The organism is Dyella sp. GSA-30 (assembly GCF_027924605.1).
Lineage (GTDB): Bacteria > Pseudomonadota > Gammaproteobacteria > Xanthomonadales > Rhodanobacteraceae > GSA-30.
The window spans coordinates 5,336,134-5,354,445 of sequence record NZ_AP027042.1; the positions used below are offsets into that span (position 1 = coordinate 5,336,134).

At 63.1% G+C, this 18,312-nt stretch carries 11 protein-coding genes; 7 read left to right on the forward strand and 4 right to left on the reverse strand.

Going from position 1 to position 18,312, the window contains the following annotated elements; translation table 11 throughout:
* Positions 1–64: 64 nt before the first annotated feature.
* Entirely contained in the window at positions 65–682 is a 618-nt protein-coding gene (locus tag QMG46_RS23005) for a LysE/ArgO family amino acid transporter (RefSeq protein ID WP_281850234.1), read from the reverse strand.
* Between the two features lie 105 nt (positions 683–787).
* Between QMG46_RS23005 and QMG46_RS23010 the strand changes: the two genes are divergently transcribed.
* A complete protein-coding gene (locus QMG46_RS23010) occupies positions 788–1,693 on the forward strand; it encodes a LysR family transcriptional regulator ArgP (RefSeq protein ID WP_281850235.1) in 906 nt (301 codons plus the stop codon).
* A 76-nt stretch (positions 1,694–1,769) separates the two neighbouring features.
* On the opposite strand, the gene sucD is transcribed toward QMG46_RS23010, so the two are convergent.
* Positions 1,770–2,642, reverse strand: a complete 873-nt coding sequence (sucD, locus tag QMG46_RS23015) for a succinate--CoA ligase subunit alpha (protein WP_281850236.1) — start codon at positions 2,640–2,642, stop codon at positions 1,770–1,772.
* A 13-nt stretch (positions 2,643–2,655) separates the two neighbouring features.
* Entirely contained in the window at positions 2,656–3,816 is a 1,161-nt protein-coding gene (gene sucC, locus QMG46_RS23020) for an ADP-forming succinate--CoA ligase subunit beta (protein WP_281850237.1), read from the reverse strand.
* Between the two features lie 375 nt (positions 3,817–4,191).
* Between sucC and QMG46_RS23025 the strand changes: the two genes are divergently transcribed.
* Complete coding sequence (locus QMG46_RS23025) at positions 4,192–5,829, forward strand: sensor histidine kinase (protein ID WP_281850238.1); 1,638 nt, start codon at positions 4,192–4,194, stop codon at positions 5,827–5,829.
* A gap of 116 nt (positions 5,830–5,945) precedes the next feature.
* Here QMG46_RS23025 and QMG46_RS23030 read toward each other — a convergent pair whose 3' ends face one another.
* Entirely contained in the window at positions 5,946–6,905 is a 960-nt protein-coding gene (locus tag QMG46_RS23030; RefSeq protein WP_281852961.1) for a LacI family DNA-binding transcriptional regulator, read from the reverse strand.
* A gap of 352 nt (positions 6,906–7,257) precedes the next feature.
* Here QMG46_RS23030 and pgmB point away from each other — a divergent pair, with 352 nt between their 5' ends.
* From pgmB to QMG46_RS23055, 5 genes are all read left to right on the forward strand, one after another.
* Positions 7,258–10,335 carry a beta-phosphoglucomutase gene (gene pgmB / locus QMG46_RS23035; protein WP_281850239.1) on the forward strand — a complete coding sequence of 1,026 codons (3,078 nt, stop codon included), beginning with the start codon at positions 7,258–7,260 and terminating at the stop codon, positions 10,333–10,335.
* Between the two features lie 72 nt (positions 10,336–10,407).
* A complete protein-coding gene (locus tag QMG46_RS23040) occupies positions 10,408–12,939 on the forward strand; it encodes a TonB-dependent receptor (RefSeq protein ID WP_281850240.1) in 2,532 nt (843 codons plus the stop codon).
* Positions 12,940–13,018: 79 nt separating this feature from the next.
* Positions 13,019–14,281 (forward strand): MFS transporter, encoded by a 1,263-nt coding sequence (locus QMG46_RS23045; protein WP_281850241.1) that lies wholly within the window; start codon positions 13,019–13,021, stop codon positions 14,279–14,281.
* 14 nt (positions 14,282–14,295) lie between these two features.
* Complete coding sequence (locus tag QMG46_RS23050; RefSeq protein ID WP_281850242.1) at positions 14,296–16,545, forward strand: glycosyl hydrolase family 65 domain-containing protein; 2,250 nt, start codon at positions 14,296–14,298, stop codon at positions 16,543–16,545.
* A 316-nt stretch (positions 16,546–16,861) separates the two neighbouring features.
* Positions 16,862–18,265 carry a sigma-54-dependent transcriptional regulator gene (locus QMG46_RS23055; protein ID WP_281850243.1) on the forward strand — a complete coding sequence of 468 codons (1,404 nt, stop codon included), beginning with the start codon at positions 16,862–16,864 and terminating at the stop codon, positions 18,263–18,265.
* The last annotated feature ends 47 nt before the right edge of the window (positions 18,266–18,312 follow it).

The window sequence follows — 18,312 nt, forward strand, 5'->3', positions numbered from 1 at the left end:
GAGCCATCAATGGTAGCGCATCGGTTTTTTGCAAGGCCCGCACCCGATGCAACGCCGCCTTGTATCAGGCCAGCGGCTGCACCAGTAACAACGCGGCCAATCCGAACATGAGCAACGCGACCAGGATATCGAACACCCGCCAGGCATGGGGTGCGCGAAACATCGGCAACAGCATGCGTGCCCCGAAACCAAGCGCCGAAAACCACAGCAGGCTCGCGGTACAGGCGCCCCAGGCGAAGCGCCAGTTGCCGCCGTCGACGTAATGCGTCGACAGACTCCCCAGCAACACCACCGTATCGAGGTACACGTGCGGGTTGAGCAGGGTAAACGCCAGACAGGCCAACAGCACACGACCCAAACTGGCCGCTCCCGCTTCGGCTGGCCGCAAGCCGCTTTCCCCTTGCCATGCCCGGCGCGCGGCCATCAGGCCATAGACGGCAAGAAACGCCGCGCCGACATATCTCAGCCATTGCAATAAGGCGGGCTGCTGCTTGATGGCCAGACCCATGCCCGAGACACCCGCCAGGATCAATGTCGCATCGGCCACGACACATATCAGGACCACGGCGGCCACGTACTGACGCTGCAGACCCTGCCGCAACACGAACGCATTCTGTGCGCCGATCGCAACGATCAGGCCGGCGCCGGCACCGAGGCCGGCGAAATAGGCATTGAGGGACATAGGGGAGTTCCAGCGGGCAAGACGCCACTTTCTGGGAAGCCCCCGATTTAGTAAAACTCATTTTTCTTACATAAGATTAGTTTTATTAATCTACGGGCAACCGCCATGAGCCTGATCCACCCTCAGCTGACCGCCCTTGCCGCCGTGCTGGACGAGGGCAGTTTCGAGCGCGCCGCGCTACGCCTGTCGCTGACCCCATCGGCCATATCCCAGCGCATCAAGGCGCTGGAAGATCGCCTGGGCCAGATCCTGGTGCTGCGCCAATCGCCTTGCCGCGCCACCGATGCCGGCAAGCGGCTGCTACGCAGCCTGCAACAGATGCGCCTGCTGGAGACCGAAGCGCTGGACGATTTCGGCATACAGCAACACGAAACCCCGACGACCACCATCTCGATCGCCGTGAATGCCGATTCCCTGGCAACATGGTTCCTCGACGCGCTGGCCGACCTGCACAAGCAGCATGGCTTGCTGTTCGACATACACGTCGAGGACCAGGACCATTCCACCAACCTGCTGCGCGAAGGCGCGGTGCTAGGCGCAGTCACCGCCGACGCCCATCCCGTGCAAGGCTGCAACGTCGAGCCGCTTGGCGTCATGCGGTATTTACCGGTGGCCTCGCCACAGTTCGTGGAACGCTATGTCGGCAAGAAACTCGACGCTGCCGCGTTAGCCGCCGCGCCGATGCTGGTATTCAATCGCAAGGATGAATTGCAGAGCCGCTTTATCCGCAGCGTGACGCGCGCACGCGTGAGTCCGCCGGTCCATTACCTGCCCTCATCCACCGCTTTTGTCGATGCCGCCGCCATGGGCCTGGGCTGGGCCATGGCGCCCGAAACCATGGCACGCGACCGGCTGGCGTCGGGAGCGCTGCGCGTGCTTGCCGCGCGTCGGTGGCTGGATGTGCCGTTGTACTGGCAACACTGGTCGATACGTGCGGAGACATTGGGATGGGTAAGCGACACCTTGCGGCGAGTCGCCGCGGCAAGGCTGCGCAAGCCCGGCGTCGATTGACGCCGGCGGTATGTCGGCGCCGGATAAAAAAAGGCCGCGACATGTCGCGGCCTTTTTCATCATCGATGGATGATGCTTACTTCATCAGCTTGGCGAGCGTCTTGCCCAGATCGGCAGGCGACTTCACCGTGGTGACGCCGGCCTTTTCCAGCGCGGCAAACTTCGCCGCTGCGGTGCCCTTGCCACCGGAGATGATCGCACCGGCATGACCCATGCGCTTGCCGGCCGGGGCCGAAGCACCGGCGATGAACGACACGACCGGCTTCTTGACGTACTCGCCGATGAATTCGGCGGCGTCTTCTTCGGCGCTGCCGCCGATTTCGCCGACCATGATGATGCCTTCGGTCTGCGGATCGTCCTGGAACATCTTCAGGCAGTCGATGAAGCTCAGGCCGTTGATCGGGTCGCCGCCGATACCGATACAGGTCGACTGGCCCAGGCCTTCGTTAGTGGTCTGGAACACGGCTTCATAGGTCAGCGTGCCCGAACGCGACACGATACCGACCTTGCCCGGCAGGTGGATGTGACCCGGCATGATGCCGATCTTGCACTCGCCCGGGGTGATGATGCCGGGGCAGTTCGGCCCGATCAGCACGGTTTCCGGATGCTGTGCCAGCACGTTCTTCACGCGCAGCATGTCCAGCACCGGGATGCCCTCGGTGATCGCCACGATCACGCGGATGCCCGCATCGATCGCTTCGAGGATCGAGTCGGCCGCGAACGGCGGCGGCACGAAGATCACCGACGCATCGGCGCCGGTTTCGTCCACAGCATCGGCGACCGAGTTGAAGACCGGCAGGCCGATATGCTGGCTGCCGCCCTTGCCCGGGGTTACGCCACCGACAACCTTGGTGCCGTAATCCAGCGCCTGCTGCGCGTGGAAGGTGCCCTGCTGGCCGGTAAAGCCCTGCACGATCACCTTGGTGTCTTTGTTAACGAGAACGCTCATGCTTGGATGCTCCTCACTTCGCGGCGGCCACGGCTTTTTGCGCCGCGTCGTTGAGATCGTCGGCCGGCGTGATCGCCAGGCCGGAGTTGGCCAGGAGTTCGCGACCCTGTTCGACATTGGTGCCCTGCAGGCGCACCACCACCGGAATCTTCAGACCCACTTCCTTCACCGCGGCGATGATGCCTTCGGCGATCATGTCGCAGCGGACGATGCCGCCGAAGATGTTGACCAGGATGGCCTTCACCTTGTCGGACGAGGTGATCAGCTTGAACGCCTCGGTCACGCGCTCCTTGGTGGCGCCGCCACCAACGTCGAGGAAGTTGGCCGGCTCACCGCCCGCCAGCTTGATCACGTCCATCGTGGCCATGGCCAGGCCTGCGCCGTTGACCATGCAGCCGATGGTGCCGTCCATCGTGACGTAGTTGAGGTTGTACTGCACGGCAGCCGCTTCGGCCGCATCTTCCTGGGTCAGGTCGCGCATGGCGGCCAGGTCGGAATGACGGAACTCGGCGTTGTCGTCGGAATTGACCTTGCCGTCGAGGGCGGCGAGGTTGCCGTCTTCGAGGATCGCCAGCGGGTTCAGCTCGACGAGGGCCAGGTCCTTCTCGTTGAACAGCTTGTACAGGCCCAGCATGATCTTGGTCAGCTGAGTGACCTGCTTCGGATTGAGATCCATCGCGAAGCCGAGCTGGCGGCACTGGTAGGGCTGCAGGCCTTCGACGAAGTCCACCACGATGGTGTGGATGTCTTCGGGCGTGTCCTTGGCGACCTGCTCGATGTCCACGCCGCCGTGCTTGGAGGCAATGAACGACACCGACTTGGTGTCGCGATCGACCAGGATCGACAGGTACAGCTCCTTGGCGATGTTGGTGGCATCGGTGACCAGGACCAGGTTCACCGGCAGCGCACGGCCGGCGGACTGGTAGGTTTCCATGTTGGTGCCCAGCATGCCCTTGGCGGCAGCGCGGACATCATCGAAGCTCTTGCAGAACTTGACGCCGCCGGCCTTGCCGCGGCCGCCTGCGTGGATCTGAGCCTTAACCATCCACTGCGTGCCACCAAGGTGCTTGGCGGCGTCGACAGCGGCGTCGGGAGAGTTGGCAACCTTGCCCGGCGGCACGGCAATGCCGTACTGCGCGAACAGTTCTTTAGCCTGGTACTCGTGGAAATTCATTCGATACCTCGAGCGAACGGGGGAAACAGTGAAAACCGCATGCCGATCCACCGGCATGGGTGAGGAAAGCGGACGGCGGTACTACAACGCGCTGCCGGCATGCAGTGCGCTGCCGTCATGCCTTCGCATGACGAAAAACCGCGCAATACGGCCAGGTATTTTCGCGGAAGCGGGGGTCGATGGCAAAGGGTTGTTGCGGTGCAACGGGCGGCAACCGGGCCCTGGCGAACAAAATCCCTACCGATTCCGTGACTTCCCCGCTCAAGGCCACAAGCTAAAAGGTGGCGCAACCCGCAGTTCCCCATCCCCCGTTCCCTGTTCCCCCGCCCCATTCCTATACTGAGCGCATCGCCCACGCCATCGAGTGCCGCCCTGGTGTCATCCACCGCACCGCCTGTCCCGTCCGCACCCCGCCAGGCCACCGAGGCGATCCGCCACGAACTGTCGTTTCTCAACTATTTCCGGCTGGTACAGGCGTTCATCTACGTCGGGCTGGCTTTCAGCCCACCCGGCCTGGGCTGGCCCAAGCTCAACGATGTGGGGTTCGCCCGCGACGTAGCGCTGGTCTTCCTGCTGTTTACGATCGTGGTACTGCTCCTGACCCGTCGGGGCACGCAGCGCAGCCGCCTGGTGGTCTCGGGCACCCTGGTCGTGGATATCGTCGCCGCGGTCCTGGCGGTGACGTCCATGCACGACGCGCGCATCGGCATCGCCATGATGCTGGCGGTGAACCTGAGCGCCGGCGCGTTGATTTTGCCACTGCGCCTGTCGCTGTTCTTCGCCGCGCTGGCCACCCTGGGCATCCTCGGCCATTCGGCGGTGGAACTGCCCAGTGCCGATGCCAATATGGACCGCGAACTGCTCGAATCGGGGCTGTTCGGCCTGGCCTATTTCGCCAGTACGCTGCTCTGCCATGTCCTGAGTCGGCAGATGCGCGCGACCGAGGCGCTGGCCGAGCAACGCAGCATCGACCTGGCCAACCTGTCGCAAGTGAACGAACTGATCATTCGTCGCATGAAGACCGGCGTGCTGCTGGTCGATGATGCCAACCGCATCCACCAGATCAACGAATCAGCGTGGATGTTGCTGGGCAACCCTTCCGCCGATCAGCGCGACCTGGGCCGCCTCGCGCCCGAATTGTCGCGTCGCCTGTATCACTGGATGACCTCCGGCAAGCTCGACGAGACCTCAACCCAGTTGGCTGATGGGGTGCCCGAGGTGGTGCCGCGCTTTACGCGTCTGGCGCCCAACGACGACTCGCACGTGCTGATCTTCCTCGACGACACGTCGCTGGTGTCGCGTCGCGCCGAAGAGCTCACGCTCAGTTCGCTGGGCCGCCTGTCCGCATCGATCGCGCATGAAATTCGCAATCCGTTGGCGGCGATCCGCTACTCCGCACAGTTGCTTGCCGAGTCGACTGACCTCAATGGCACCGATCAGCGCATGGTGGAGATCATCAACAACCACTGCGTGCGCCTGAACGAGATCATCGAAAACATCCTGCAGCTATCGCGGCGCGAACGCTCCCGCCCGGAAACGCTGGATCTCGGCCGCTGGGCGCTCGGTTTTGTCGAGGAATATCGCCAAGGCAACGACCTGGGCGAAGACTCGCTGCGCGTGATCGCCGGCAATGAGCCGGTCGCCGCGCTGGCCGACCCGCAGCAATTGCAACAGGTAGTGTGGAACCTGGTGCAGAACGCGTTGCGCTATGGCCGCATGCCGGGCCAGCCTGCGCGTGTAATGGTCGTAGCGCGACACGGCGAACATGGCGTGCCGATTCTCGAAGTGATCGATCGCGGTCCGGGTATCGCACCGAAAGTGGCGGCACAGATTTTCGAGCCGTTTTACACGACGCACGAATACGGCACGGGGCTTGGGCTGTATCTGGCCAGGCAGATGAGTGAGGCCAATCAGGCGTCGCTGGAGTACGTACGCGTAGCGGGTGGTGGCAGCTGTTTTCGGCTGGTGCTGACGCCGTCGTATAAGGGGAAGAATGTGGAAGCCGAGGCGTAAGAGCGCCCCTCACCCCAACCCTCTCCCCCGGCAAAGTGCATGGACCGGAGACATAGGTAACAGGTGTTCGGGGACATGGGTTACACCTCGCAAAGGGCCGGGGTGAAGGGGCGCTCTCACGTAGCGCGCACCACCAACTCCACGGGCAAAACTTCTGACTGCACCGTCTCGCCCTGGATCAACCCCAACACCTTGCGCGCCAGCAGCGTGCCGCCTTCCTGCCAGTCCTGACGCACCGAACTCAACGGCGGCATGAAGCTCGCCGCGAGCGGCATGTCGTCGTAACCGACGACCGCGACGTCATGGGGCACCTTGCGCCCCAATGCCTCCAGTGCACGAATCGCTCCCATCGCCAACAAGTCGCTGCAGGCAAACACCGCATCGAACGAAACGTCGCGCGCAGCGAGCGATTCGATCGCATCGATACCCGAGGCGACGGTGAACTCATCGCGACGGATCAGCAGCGGCTTGATGCCATGCAATCCCAATTCATCGACAAAGCCAGTCAGGCGCTCGAAGATTTCCAGATGCCCGGGGTTGCCGATAAATACCGGATTGCGGCGACCCTGGCCGACAAAATGCCTGGCCACGACAGCGCCGCCCTCGCGGTTATCGCTGCCGACTACGGTGTGTTCATCGTGCTCGGCCTGCGCACCCCACACCACCATCGGCAGGCCCAGCTTGTCGAAGCGGCGCACCGCATCCTGCCGCACACCTTGCCCAAGCAGGATCATGCCGTCGGCGGCCTGCACCGCCGCCGCGGTAGCGCCCTGGCGCGTGGTCAGCAAGACGCTGTAACCGGCGGCGGTGAGCTCTTGCGAGATGCCGCCCAGCAGCACCAACGGATACGGATCGAACATGGTGCGGTCGTGGCTCGGCTTCATCTCCACGATGACCGCCACCGTGTAGCTGCGGCGGAGACGGAGGTTGCGCGCGCTGACATTGAGTTTGTAGCCGTGCTCCCTGGCCAGCGCCTGGAGGCGATCGCGCGTTTCGCGGTTGACCAGCGGACTGTCGCTGAGTGCGCGCGATACGGTGATCTTGGAAACCCCCGCCAACCGAGCCAGATCGGCCATGGTCAGGTTGGCAGGTAGCGTGTCCCGCGCTGGTGTTTTCCCGTGTTTGCCGCTCAAGACCAGACCCCATGAATCCTGTGCTGATGGTGCCCTACAAATACCGGCGGTGGAACCTTCACCCTTGTATGCGCTTTGGCGGCTAAGTGAGTGAATTCCTTCACGAGCAGCCTCATCCAAAGCTAACCCCCCGTAAAACATAAGGAAATGCTGCGCCACAGCAAATGATATCGATATCTTGATATCGATATCATTTGCTGTAATGCTCCCGCCGCGCCGGGGAAGCGATCCGCAATAAGTCGCCCCATCCGCCGGATCGCGACCAGACACAGCACGACCAAAAAGGGGATTTCCGTTGGAACACCATGACTCGGTGCCGGCCAAGGCCACGGCGCAGGTACCGTCCAGCACCACGCCAACCGATCCCTGGGTGCTGACCCGTCGCTTCAACGACCCGGGCAGCTTTGCCCAGGACGAGAGCCTGTTTGCGCTTTCCAATGGCTCCCTGGGCGTGCGCGGCGGCCTGGAGGAAGGTGACAGCCCGACCCAGGGCAGCTTCCTGGCCGGCGTGTGGGAACGCACCCCGATCGAGTACCACGAACGCTTCCCGGGCTTTGCCGCGCACACCGACACCCGCGTTCCGGTCGCCGACGCGACCCGCATCCACCTGCGTCTGGGCGACACCCCAGTGCGGCTTGAAGACGGCGAATGGCTGGATTTCTCTCGCTCGCTCGACCTGCGCTCGGGAACCTATCGCCGGCACCTGCGCTGGCGTTCGCCGGAGGGCTTCACCCTCGACATCGTCGCCGAACGGATCGTCTGTCTGGACGAGCCCGGCCTGCTGGCGATCCGCTATCGGGTGAGTTCGGTCGACTGTGACGGCCCGATCACGCTCGAGTCGGCCATCAGCACCGCGCGCGACGCGGTCGAACAGGGCCACGATCCACGTATCGGCACCCGTCTCGACGGCGGCCTGAGCAATACCGATACCTTCGCCGAAGAAACCTTGGCCTGGGTCGGGCAACAAACCACGCACAGCGATATCCGCACGATCTGCGCACAGGGCCATACCCTGCTGGACGACAGTCTGGCGTTCCGTCATGCGGCCTTGGTGCCCCACGGCGTCATGCAGATATACGACGGCACGCTGCATCCGGGGAGCAGTGTCGCTATCGAAAAATACGCCGCGTACGCCTGGACGCGTCCGGCCGATTGTGAGCCGCACGCCGAACTGTTTGCACGCGCCGAGGCAGCACTGCAGCGTGGCATGCACACAGGCTTCGCCACCCTGCTCGCACGACAGACCACGCAGCTGGAGCGTTTATGGCAGGACGCCGACATCGCGATCGATGGCGATCCGCAAAGCGAGCAGGCGCTGCGCTTCAACCTTTTCCACGTGTTCCAGTCCAGCTCGCGCGACGGCAGCGGCAGCACCGCGGCCAAGGGCCTGACCGGCGAAGGCTATGAGGGCCATTATTTCTGGGACGCGGAAATCTTCATGCTGCCAGTGCTGGCGACGCTCTCGCCTGCGCTTGCACGCAGCATGCTGAGCTACCGGTATCGCACGCTGGAACGTTCGCGCCTGCATGCGCGCGAACTCAACCATCCGCACGGTGCGCTGTATGCCTGGCGCACGATCAGCGGCGACGAATGTTCGGCGTACTTTCCTGGCGGCTCGGCGCAGTACCACATCAATGCAGCGGTCGCATGGGCGATTCGCCTGTATGTCGACGCCAGCGGTGATCTCGATTTCCTGCGCGATTGCGGCGCGGAGATGCTGTTCGAAACCGCGCGTATCTGGCTGGATATCGGCCACTTCAACCCGCGCCGCGGCGGGGCGTTCTGCATCCATGAAGTGACCGGGCCGGACGAATACTCCGCGCTGGTGCACAACAACCATTACACCAATCGCATGGCGCAGAAGCATCTGAACGATGCCGCTGCCACCGCCGTGTGGATGGCCGGTGTCGCGCCGGTGCAGTATGCGCAGCTGTGCAAGCGGATCGGCCTGGGCGAAGACGAAATCGCACAGTGGCGTCGCGCCGCCGACGCGATGTATCTGCCGGTGGACGAACAGCTTGGCATCTTTCCGCAGGACGACAACTTCCTCGAATTGCCGCGCTTGCATGTGCGCGCTGAAGAGGTGAAGAAGCCGCTATTGCTGCGCCTGCATCCGATGACCATTTACCGCCATCAGGTATGCAAGCAGGCCGATACCGTGCTCGCCTTGATGCTCGCCGGCGAGAACGTCGACCGCGACGCCAAACGCCGCAACCTCGAATACTACGAAGGCGTCACCATCCACGACTCCACCTTGTCCGCGTCGACGTTCGGCGTGGTAGCGGCGGAAGTGGGCCAGACCGGCAAGGCGTATCGCTACTTCATCGATACGCTGCGCGTGGATCTGGACGACTCCCACGGCAACGCCGCGCACGGCATCCACATGGCGGCGATGGCCGGTAGCTGGCTTACTTTCAGCTGGGGCTTCGGCGGCTTGCGCGTCATCGATGGCAAGCCTGCGCTCAGCCCGCGACTGCCCGTGGCATGGAACGGCTACCGGTTCGGCGTACGTTGGGGCAACGCGCAGTTGCGCGTGAACGTGAGCGGCGAAGGCGTCAACTACACGCTCGGTCGCGGCGATCTGTTGACCTTCTATCACGACGGTATCGAATACACCTTGCGCGCCGGCGAAAACCTGTCGCTGCCCCGCGCAGACAGCGGCCCATCGCATGATGACCCCAAGGCGGTGATCTTCGACCTCGATGGCGTGATTGCCGATACCGCCGTCGTGCATCTGGCGGCATGGAAACGACTGGCCGACGAACTGGGCGTGCCGTTCGACAACCGCACGGCCGAGCGCCTCAAGGGCGTGGACCGCATGGGTTCGCTGGAGATTCTGCTCGAAGGCAGCGACAAGACGTATAGCCACGCGGAAAAAGTAGCGCTGGGCGATCGCAAGAACGCTTATTACGTCGAACAGATCCAGCACTTCGGTCCGCAGGACCTGCTGCCCGGCGCACGCGCCGCGGTCGAATCAGTGCGTACCGCGGGATTGAAGACCGCACTCGCGTCCGCCAGCCGCAATGCGCCCACGTTGCTCGAAAAGATGGGTATCGCCGAGCTGTTCGATTACGTGGTCGATGCGGCCAAAGTCACGCACTCCAAGCCGGACCCGGAAATCTTTCTCGCAGCCGCTGCCGCCTTGCATGTGGCGCCGGAGCATTGCCTGGGTGTGGAGGACGCGGCCGCAGGCATCGAAAGCATCCTCGCCGCCGGCATGCGTGCCGTCGGCGTGGGCGACCCCAAGGTGCTTGGCCGCGCAGAAGACGTTCTGCCGGGCATCGACGCCTTCGACATCCGACGTTACCTCGAATCGGCTTCAACCAGACGGACCACCTCGGCGCAAGCCATGGCTGACAGCTCAGGAACATGACCGTACTGAGCAGCAGTACCGCTCCTTAAGAAACACAACAACAGTATTTTTTCTTTGATGGGGAGGAACATCATGAATACGCAACGCATGACCCGCCGGCTGCTCGTCACCAGCATCGCCGGGCTGTTGGCCACTTCGCTGTACGCACAAGACGCCGCCCCCGCGGCACCGCCCGCGCCGCAACAGGCCCAGGGCGCAACGCCGCCACCGCCACCGCCGCAGAACAAGAACACCACCAATCTGGATCAGGTCGTGGTGACCGGCACAGCGGCAGCAGGCGGCCTGAAGAAGATCGACACGTCGTATTCGATCACCTCGGCGACGCTCGACCAGATCCGTGAATTCAACCCAAAGAGCTCGGCCGATCTGCTGAAGATGGCGCCTGGCGTGTTTCCCGAATCCTCCGGCGGCCAGACCGGTGCGAACATCGAAGTGGCCGGCTTCCCGGGCGGTGGTGACGCGCCCTTCGTGAGTTTTCAGCTCAACGGTTCGCCGCTGTATCCGATGTCGACGCTGTCGTTCATGGAGAACTCGTCGATGTTCCGTCTCGACGACACCATCGACCACGCCGAATTCGTGCTCGGCGGCCCGGCCGTGCTGTACGGCAACGGCCAGCCTGGCCTGACCGCCAACTTCATCCTGCGCGAAGGTACCGACACGCCCAGCGGCGATGTCGGCGTGACGTACGGCTCCGAAGGCATGGTGCGTCTGGACGGCTTCTACGGCTTCAAGGTCGCCGATGGCTGGTACGGCAGCGTCGGCGGATTCTGGCGCAAGTCCGACGGTGTGCGCGACCCGCAGTTCTCGGCCGACAAGGGCGGCTCGCTCACCGCCACGTTGACTCACAACTTCGGCGACAGCGGCTCGCTGATGTTCTACGCGCGTGACCTGAAGGACCACAACCAGTTCGTCACCGACACGCCCATCCTCAACCCTGGCCGCGGCCAGTTCGACGGCTACCCGGGCTTCGATCCGCTGACCGGCACCTTCGGCAGCAAGGCCAATCAGTACAGCTGGATCCAGACCACGCCCTGCAACACGCCCGGATGCCAACCGGGTGGCCAGGGCCTGAATCTGGGCAAGGGACGCGGCGCCGACATCCTTTCGCTGGGCGGCAATCTCGATTTCGACTTTGGCAATGGCTGGAGCATCTCCGACAAGTTCAACTTCACCGGCGGTCAGATGAACACGATCGCCTTCTTCAGCACCGGCGCCAATCCGCAGACGCTGAGCAGCTACATCGCCGACGCGCTGGTCTCCAACAACCTGCCGGCCAACACCACCGCCACCGCCGTCTACACCAATAACGGCCAGGCGGCGGACATGAACCAGAACGTCACCACGCAAGGCCTTTGGTCGGTGCGCAAGCGCATCCAGGGCGTGTCGAACGAGTTCCACCTGAGCAAGGAAATCTTCGACGGCAATACGCTCACGATCGGCAACTATTCGGCCGTCTACAGCGATCACGACACCTGGTTCCTCGGCAACAACATGCTGCTGCAGGCCAAGAACAACCCGAGCCCAATCGCCGTCAACCTGGGCAATGGCGACGTGCTGTCCAATCCCGGCGGTTTCGTGAGCGGCCCGTCCACGGCGATCCGCGAGGCCTGGAACGGCTTCAACACGGCATTCTTCGTCACCGATTCGTGGAAGGTCGACCAGTGGTTGTTCGACGCCGGCATCCGCGCCGAGCGCCAGCAGGCCAGCGGCCGCATTCAGAACACCGCGACCGGTGACCTGGATGCCAATCCGACCACGCTTTACAACAACAACTCGCAGTACGTGGTCGCCGGCAATTCGTACATCAACTACAAGAAGACCGCACCTTCCTGGACGGTCGGCGTCAACTACGAAATCCAGAGCAATATGAGCGTGTACGCGCGCATCAACGACGGCGTGCATTTCCCCGGCTTCGACGATCTGCGCGGCCTGCCCAGCCAGCCGGTCAACAAGATCCACAACATGGAAATCGGCTTCAAGTACCAGGCCGACTGGATCTATCTGGACGTCAACGCCTACCGCAAGCTGTTCTACAACGTGCCGTACACGATCACCCAGGGCAACGGCCAGCAGTTCTCGTTCGACTACGGCTCGGCGACCAAGGGTATCAACTTCACCACGGTGCTCAAGCCGTTCGAAGGCTTCTCGGTGCAGTTCAGCGGCGACTACATGGATGGCCACTACACGCATAGCGCCGCGTGTACGCCGTATACCGCCCAGGACGGCAGCTCGCAATGCGCCAGCCTCGATGGCATGCAACTGCAGCGCCAGCCGACGTTCCAGGGCCGCCTGACCCCCGGCTACGAATTCCCGACGGCGTGGGGCAGCATGAAGTTCTGGGTGACCTACGAGTATGTGGGTAATCGCACCGGCGATCTGATCGAGCAGCAACCGCTCGGCCAGTATCACGACTGGAGCTTCGGCGCGACCGCAAATATCGGCCAGGCGTGGCAGGTCAACCTGCAGGGCACGAACATCACCAACGAGATCGGCATTACCGAAGGCAACTCGCGCCTGTTCGGCTTCGCCAGCAGCGGCGGCGTTATCCTTGCCCGCTCGATCGAGGGCCGCGAAGTCAATCTGCAGGTGAAGTACAAGTTCTAAGCGCACTCCCCTCCGCGTTCCCCGGGTGTCGCCATGACGGCACCCGGGGTTCTTTTTCTCACCGCAGATCGAGGTGTGCATGAGCCGGTTCCGCATGGTCGTCGCGCTGGCGACGATCTACATGGTGTTCGCGATTCTTCTCAACAGTGTCGGCACGGTCATTCTGCAGTCGATCCACACCTTCGGCATCGACAAGCCGCAGGCCAGCCTGCTTGAGTTGTTCAAGGATCTGCCGATTGCCGTGACGTCGTTTCTGGTCGCCTCATTCCTGCCCAGACTCGGTTACCGGCGCGCGATGATGCTTGCACTTTGCATCGTCGGCGGCGCCTGCATGCTGATGCCGCTTTACCCGAGCTTTCACACCACCGAATTGCTATTCACCTGTATCGGCGTGTCGTTCGCGCTAGCCAAGGTATCGGTGTATTCATCGATCGGCCTGCTCACGCGCGACAAGGCCGAGCACGGCCGGCTGACCAATACCATCGAAGGTCTGTTCATGCTTGGCGTGCTGGCCAGCGGCTGGATATTCAGCGCCTTCATCGATCACGCCAACCCTGCCAACCCATCCTGGTTCAACGTGTACTGGCTGCTGGCCGTCCTTTGCCTGGGCACGGTCGCTCTGCTCTACGGCGCGCAACTCGATGAGTCGGCCGCGCACGGCGAAGCGCGGCTGTCGATCGGACAGGCGATGCGCGACATGTATCGGCTGATGATGCGCACACTGGTCTATGTATTCCTGCTTTCGGCGTTTCTCTACGTGCTGATCGAGCAGAGCTTCAGTACCTGGCTGCCGACGTTCAACAACGAGATCCTCAAGCTGCCCAATGCCATGAGCATCCAGATGGCGAGCATCCTGGCCGGCACCACTGCGTTGGGGCGCATTCTCGCCGGACAACTGCTGCGTCGGATGCACTGGCATACGCTGCTCAATCTGTGCGTGATCGGCATGGGCGTACTGATCCTGTCCGTGCTGCCGTTGGCCAGCCATAGTCCATCTTTCGCGCCGTCGGGCTGGCTCGACGCACCGCTGGCGGCCTATCTCATTCCCTTGATCGGCCTGCTGATGGCACCGATCTATCCGGTCATCAATTCCGTCGCGCTCAGTTCCCTGCCCAAACCGACGCATGCGGCGATGACCGGTCTCATCGTGATCTTTTCCGCGCTTGGCGGCACACTCGGTTCGCGTATCACCGCGCTGGTGTTCGCCAGCTTCGGCGGCATCCATGCGTTCTATTTCTCGCTGGTGCCGATGACGCTGATCCTGGTGACCCTGTTTTTGTTCAAGCGCGAGACCGACCGCGCCGGAACACCTTCCCTGCCCGCGCCCGAGGGCGCCGCATGAGATCGACGACCAGCATGAACTCCTTTATCCGGCATTTGCCGCGCGCACTTGCATTGAGCCTGCTCCTGGTAGCCACCCGCGTTGGCGCGGCGACCGACCCCAGCTTCGTGCTTACCGGCACCTCGGATCAATTCGACGGTTATTTCCCGAGCTATCTGGCCAACGGCTATTTCTCCACCATGACCTCGGTGCGCGGCACCGGGCCAACCATGGGCTACATGGTCGCGACGATGGACTATGCCAAGGACGATATCGCGCGCCCCGCGGCGCTGCCCGGCTGGAACGAGATCGACTACAACCCGGGCGGCGGCTGGCTCAATAGCACGCGCGTGGCCAAGGAGATTTTCACTCACTATGCGCAGACGCTGGATATGTATGGCGCAACGTTGAACACGACGTACCGCTTCGTCTACGCCAACAAGTCCACCGATGTCGAGGTCACCACGTTCGTCAGCCAGGACGCCAATCATCTGGCGGCCACCCGCCTCACCATCACGCCGCAGTTCGACGGCAGCGTTGAGCTCACGTTTCCGATCCGCCTGTGGTCCGAGCATCAACCACGTTTCCCGATCGCCAAGATGACCGGTGACGAGATGATCGCCGCGGTCATCGCCAGCGGACAGAATCTGGACAACAAGCCGGTGCCCACACCCGATCGCGCCGCGGTGTGGTATCCGGGCGTGGTGCGCATCCAGTCCACCGGCGGCGATACGAAGACGCTCACGCTATGGCTGGACGGTCGCGCGGAGCAAGGCGTGGCGGTCGCGCAGGCCGTGGCCGTCGAATTGCCGAAGGGACTCGACGTCGAGGACGTGCAACTGGAGCAGACGCCGTACAAGCTTTCGCTCAATCTGAAAGCGAAGGTCCGTAAGGGCCAGAGCTACCGCTTCACCAAGTACATCGCCGCGTCGCGCGAGGGTTGGGGTAGCGACGCGAAGGCTGATCGGGTCCTGGCCGAGCAGGCGCGCACGACCGGCTTCGATACGCTGCTGGCCCGGCATCAGGCCGCCTGGCACACGCTTTGGGAATCGGACATCCGCGTCGCCGGCGATGCCAACGTACAGAAGGCCGTGCATTCGGACCTCTACTACCTGCTGTCCAACACCACTACGGGCACGAGCTGGCCGATGGGCGCCTGCGCGCTGACTCCTGGCTATGCCGGGCATGCGTTCTGGGACAGCGATTCGTGGGTCTTTCCCGCCTTGCTCCTGCTGCACCCGGAGCGAGCCAAGCCGATCGTGATGTTCCGTCATCGCACGCTCGGCCCCGCGCAGGCGCGCGCGGCGCAATTCGGCGCGAAGGGCGCCATGTATCCCTGGGAAGCCGATCCGGAAACCGGCAAGGACTTCACCCCGCATTTTGCCTATGAGGTCTACCGGGAAATCCATGTCAACGCCGACATCGCGATCGCGCAGTGGCAGTACTACAACGCCACCGGCGACGATGCCTGGCTCAAGCAGTATGGCTGGCCGGTGATCGAACAGATCGCGACATTCTGGGCCAGTCGCGTCAGCTACGACAAGGCGCACGATCGCTACGAAATCCATCACGTCACATCGCCGGACGAAGCCTATAACGACGTACCGAATGACTCGTTCACCAACGCCGCCGCGCAGAAGGCCTTACGCATCGCGGTCAAGGCGGCGGCGAAAGTCGGCGCAAAGGCCGATCCGCAGTGGAGCGTGATCGCGGACAAGATGACCATCCCGTTCGATGAGACAGCACAGCGCCATCTCGATTTCGACGCCTCGGTACCGCACGACAAGATCACCTGGATGGGATCGTCGCTGGCGTGGCTGATGTATCCCAACCTCGATCTGCCGATGTCGCCGCAAGTACGCCGCAACGACTTCGACTTCCAGTTGCACGAGCTGAAGGAGCACGGCGACGATCCCAACGAGATGATGATGGTGATGCTGGCGGTCGGCTCGGCGGAACTGGGCGATGCGCAGGGCGCCGGCGACTGGATCCGGCGAAACCTCTCCGGCTTCCTGAAACCGCCGTTCAACGTACGCACCGAAACGGTGGCGAACAACGCCGGCTATATCCTCGCCACATCGGCCGGCTTCGTGCAGAGCTTCGTCTACGGATTGAGCGGTCTGCGCATCGACGAGAACGGACTGGCCCAGGCCTATCCGCCGGCGCTGCCGCAAGCCTGGACGTCGCTCGAACTCAAGGGTGTCCACTTCCGGGGCAAGCGTTACGACATCACCATCGACCATGGTGCGGACGGCAAGGCCCGACTGGCACGCAAAGAGCTCTGACCGAAGCGGCAGGATCTACCTTATCGCGCTCCCGGGCGTCTCGAAGTGAACCAGGCCCCTCCTGCCGCTGGTGGCGCATATCCATGCGAGCGGATGAAAACCGGCTCAACCCGCCCTTCGTCGCCTATAGCCAACCCCTGATCGGCCTCCTGATGACGTGGTGGTCAATGCGGTCATTCCGCCGCGAATCGGGCCTGGGGGACGCCTCAGCGACCACTACTGCGACACCGGTCACCAAGACCGTAAGATAATCAGGGTTTGACGTGTCCGATGCGGGCGTTATCCTCCCTAGATATTCAGGAAACTTGCCAGCGCCATGAGCCAACAGACCGTACTGGTCATCGACGACGAACGCGATATTCGCGAGCTGCTTACCATCACCCTGGGTCGTATGGACCTGAAGGTGGAAGCGGTGGGGACCGTGGGCGAAGCTCGGCGCGCATTGAGCGAGCGCAGCTACGACCTGTGCTTTACCGACATGCGCCTGCCTGACGGCAACGGCCAGGAGGTGATCGAGCTGATCGCCGCCGGCCACCCCGACACCCCCGTGGCCATGATCACGGCCTACGGCAACGTCGATGCCGCGGTGAATGCGCTCAAGGCGGGGGCGTTCGACTTCGTCTCCAAGCCGGTCGATATCCAGATGCTGCGTCAGCTGGTCCGTACGGCGCTCCGACTGGCCGACGAAAAGCGCAGCGGCGCGGCGGCCAAGGGAGCCGGTTCGAGCGATCGCCTGATCGGCGACTCGCCGGCCATGCAACTGGTGCGCTCGACGATCGGCAAGCTGGCACGCAACCAGGCGCCGGTTTACATCGCTGGCGAATCGGGTGTGGGCAAGGAACTGGTGGCCCGGCTGATCCACGAGCAGGGGCCGCGCGCCACCGGGCCGTTCGTGCCGGTCAATTGCGGCGCGATTCCCTCCGAGCTGATGGAAAGCGAATTCTTCGGACATCGCAAAGGCAGCTTCACCGGCGCGGTGAACGACAAGGAAGGCCTGTTCCAGGCCGCCCATGGCGGCACGCTGTTTCTGGACGAGGTGGCCGAGCTGCCACTGCACATGCAGGTCAAACTGCTGCGCGCGATCCAGGAAAAGGCCGTGCGCCCGATCGGCGGGCGCGACGAAGTCCCGGTCGATGTGCGCATTCTCTCGGCCACGCACAAGAACCTGGCCGGACTGGTCGAACAGGGCCAGTTTCGCCAGGATCTGTTCTACCGCATCAATGTGATCGAGCTGCGCGTACCGCCCCTTCGCGAGCGCCGCGGCGATGTGCCCTTGCTATCCAATTTCATCCTGCGCCAGCTTGCCGCCAAAAGCGGCTCGGCACCCGGTAGCTTGATGCCTGCCGCACTGGCCTCGCTGGAAAGTTACGACTTCCCCGGCAACGTGCGCGAACTCGAAAACATCCTTGAGCGCGCGATGGCCATGTCCGACGGCGAAACCATTGATGTCAGCGACCTGATGCTGCCTCAGCGCAGCAGCCGTAGCGACATGCCCCCCCTGCCGCAAGCCGGCCAGGCTGCGGCGGCAGCTCCAACGACTGCAGCGCCGACACAACATCCCGGCGACGGCGGCCTGGACGACTACATCAGCAATCTCGAGCGCACCGCGATCATCAAGGCGCTGGAAGAATCCCGCTACAACAAGACGGCCGCGGCCAAAAAACTGGGGATTACGTTCCGGGCATTGCGGTACAAGTTGAAGAAGCTCGGGATCGATTGAGGGGACGGTCGCGACTGAAGTCGCTCCTACAAACTTGGCGATGTTTC

Coding starts and splice junctions, on each gene's coding strand:
- QMG46_RS23005 (WP_281850234.1), bottom strand. CDS start 682: ATGTCCCTCAATGCCTATTTCGCCGGCCTCGGTGCCGGCGCCGGCCTG.
- QMG46_RS23010 (WP_281850235.1), top strand. CDS start 788: ATGAGCCTGATCCACCCTCAGCTGACCGCCCTTGCCGCCGTGCTGGAC.
- sucD (WP_281850236.1), bottom strand. CDS start 2,642: ATGAGCGTTCTCGTTAACAAAGACACCAAGGTGATCGTGCAGGGCTTT.
- sucC (WP_281850237.1), bottom strand. CDS start 3,816: ATGAATTTCCACGAGTACCAGGCTAAAGAACTGTTCGCGCAGTACGGC.
- QMG46_RS23030 (WP_281852961.1), bottom strand. CDS start 6,905: ATGGCCGATCTGGCTCGGTTGGCGGGGGTTTCCAAGATCACCGTATCG.
- QMG46_RS23040 (WP_281850240.1), top strand. CDS start 10,408: ATGAATACGCAACGCATGACCCGCCGGCTGCTCGTCACCAGCATCGCC.
- QMG46_RS23045 (WP_281850241.1), top strand. CDS start 13,019: ATGAGCCGGTTCCGCATGGTCGTCGCGCTGGCGACGATCTACATGGTG.
- QMG46_RS23050 (WP_281850242.1), top strand. CDS start 14,296: ATGAACTCCTTTATCCGGCATTTGCCGCGCGCACTTGCATTGAGCCTG.
- QMG46_RS23055 (WP_281850243.1), top strand. CDS start 16,862: ATGAGCCAACAGACCGTACTGGTCATCGACGACGAACGCGATATTCGC.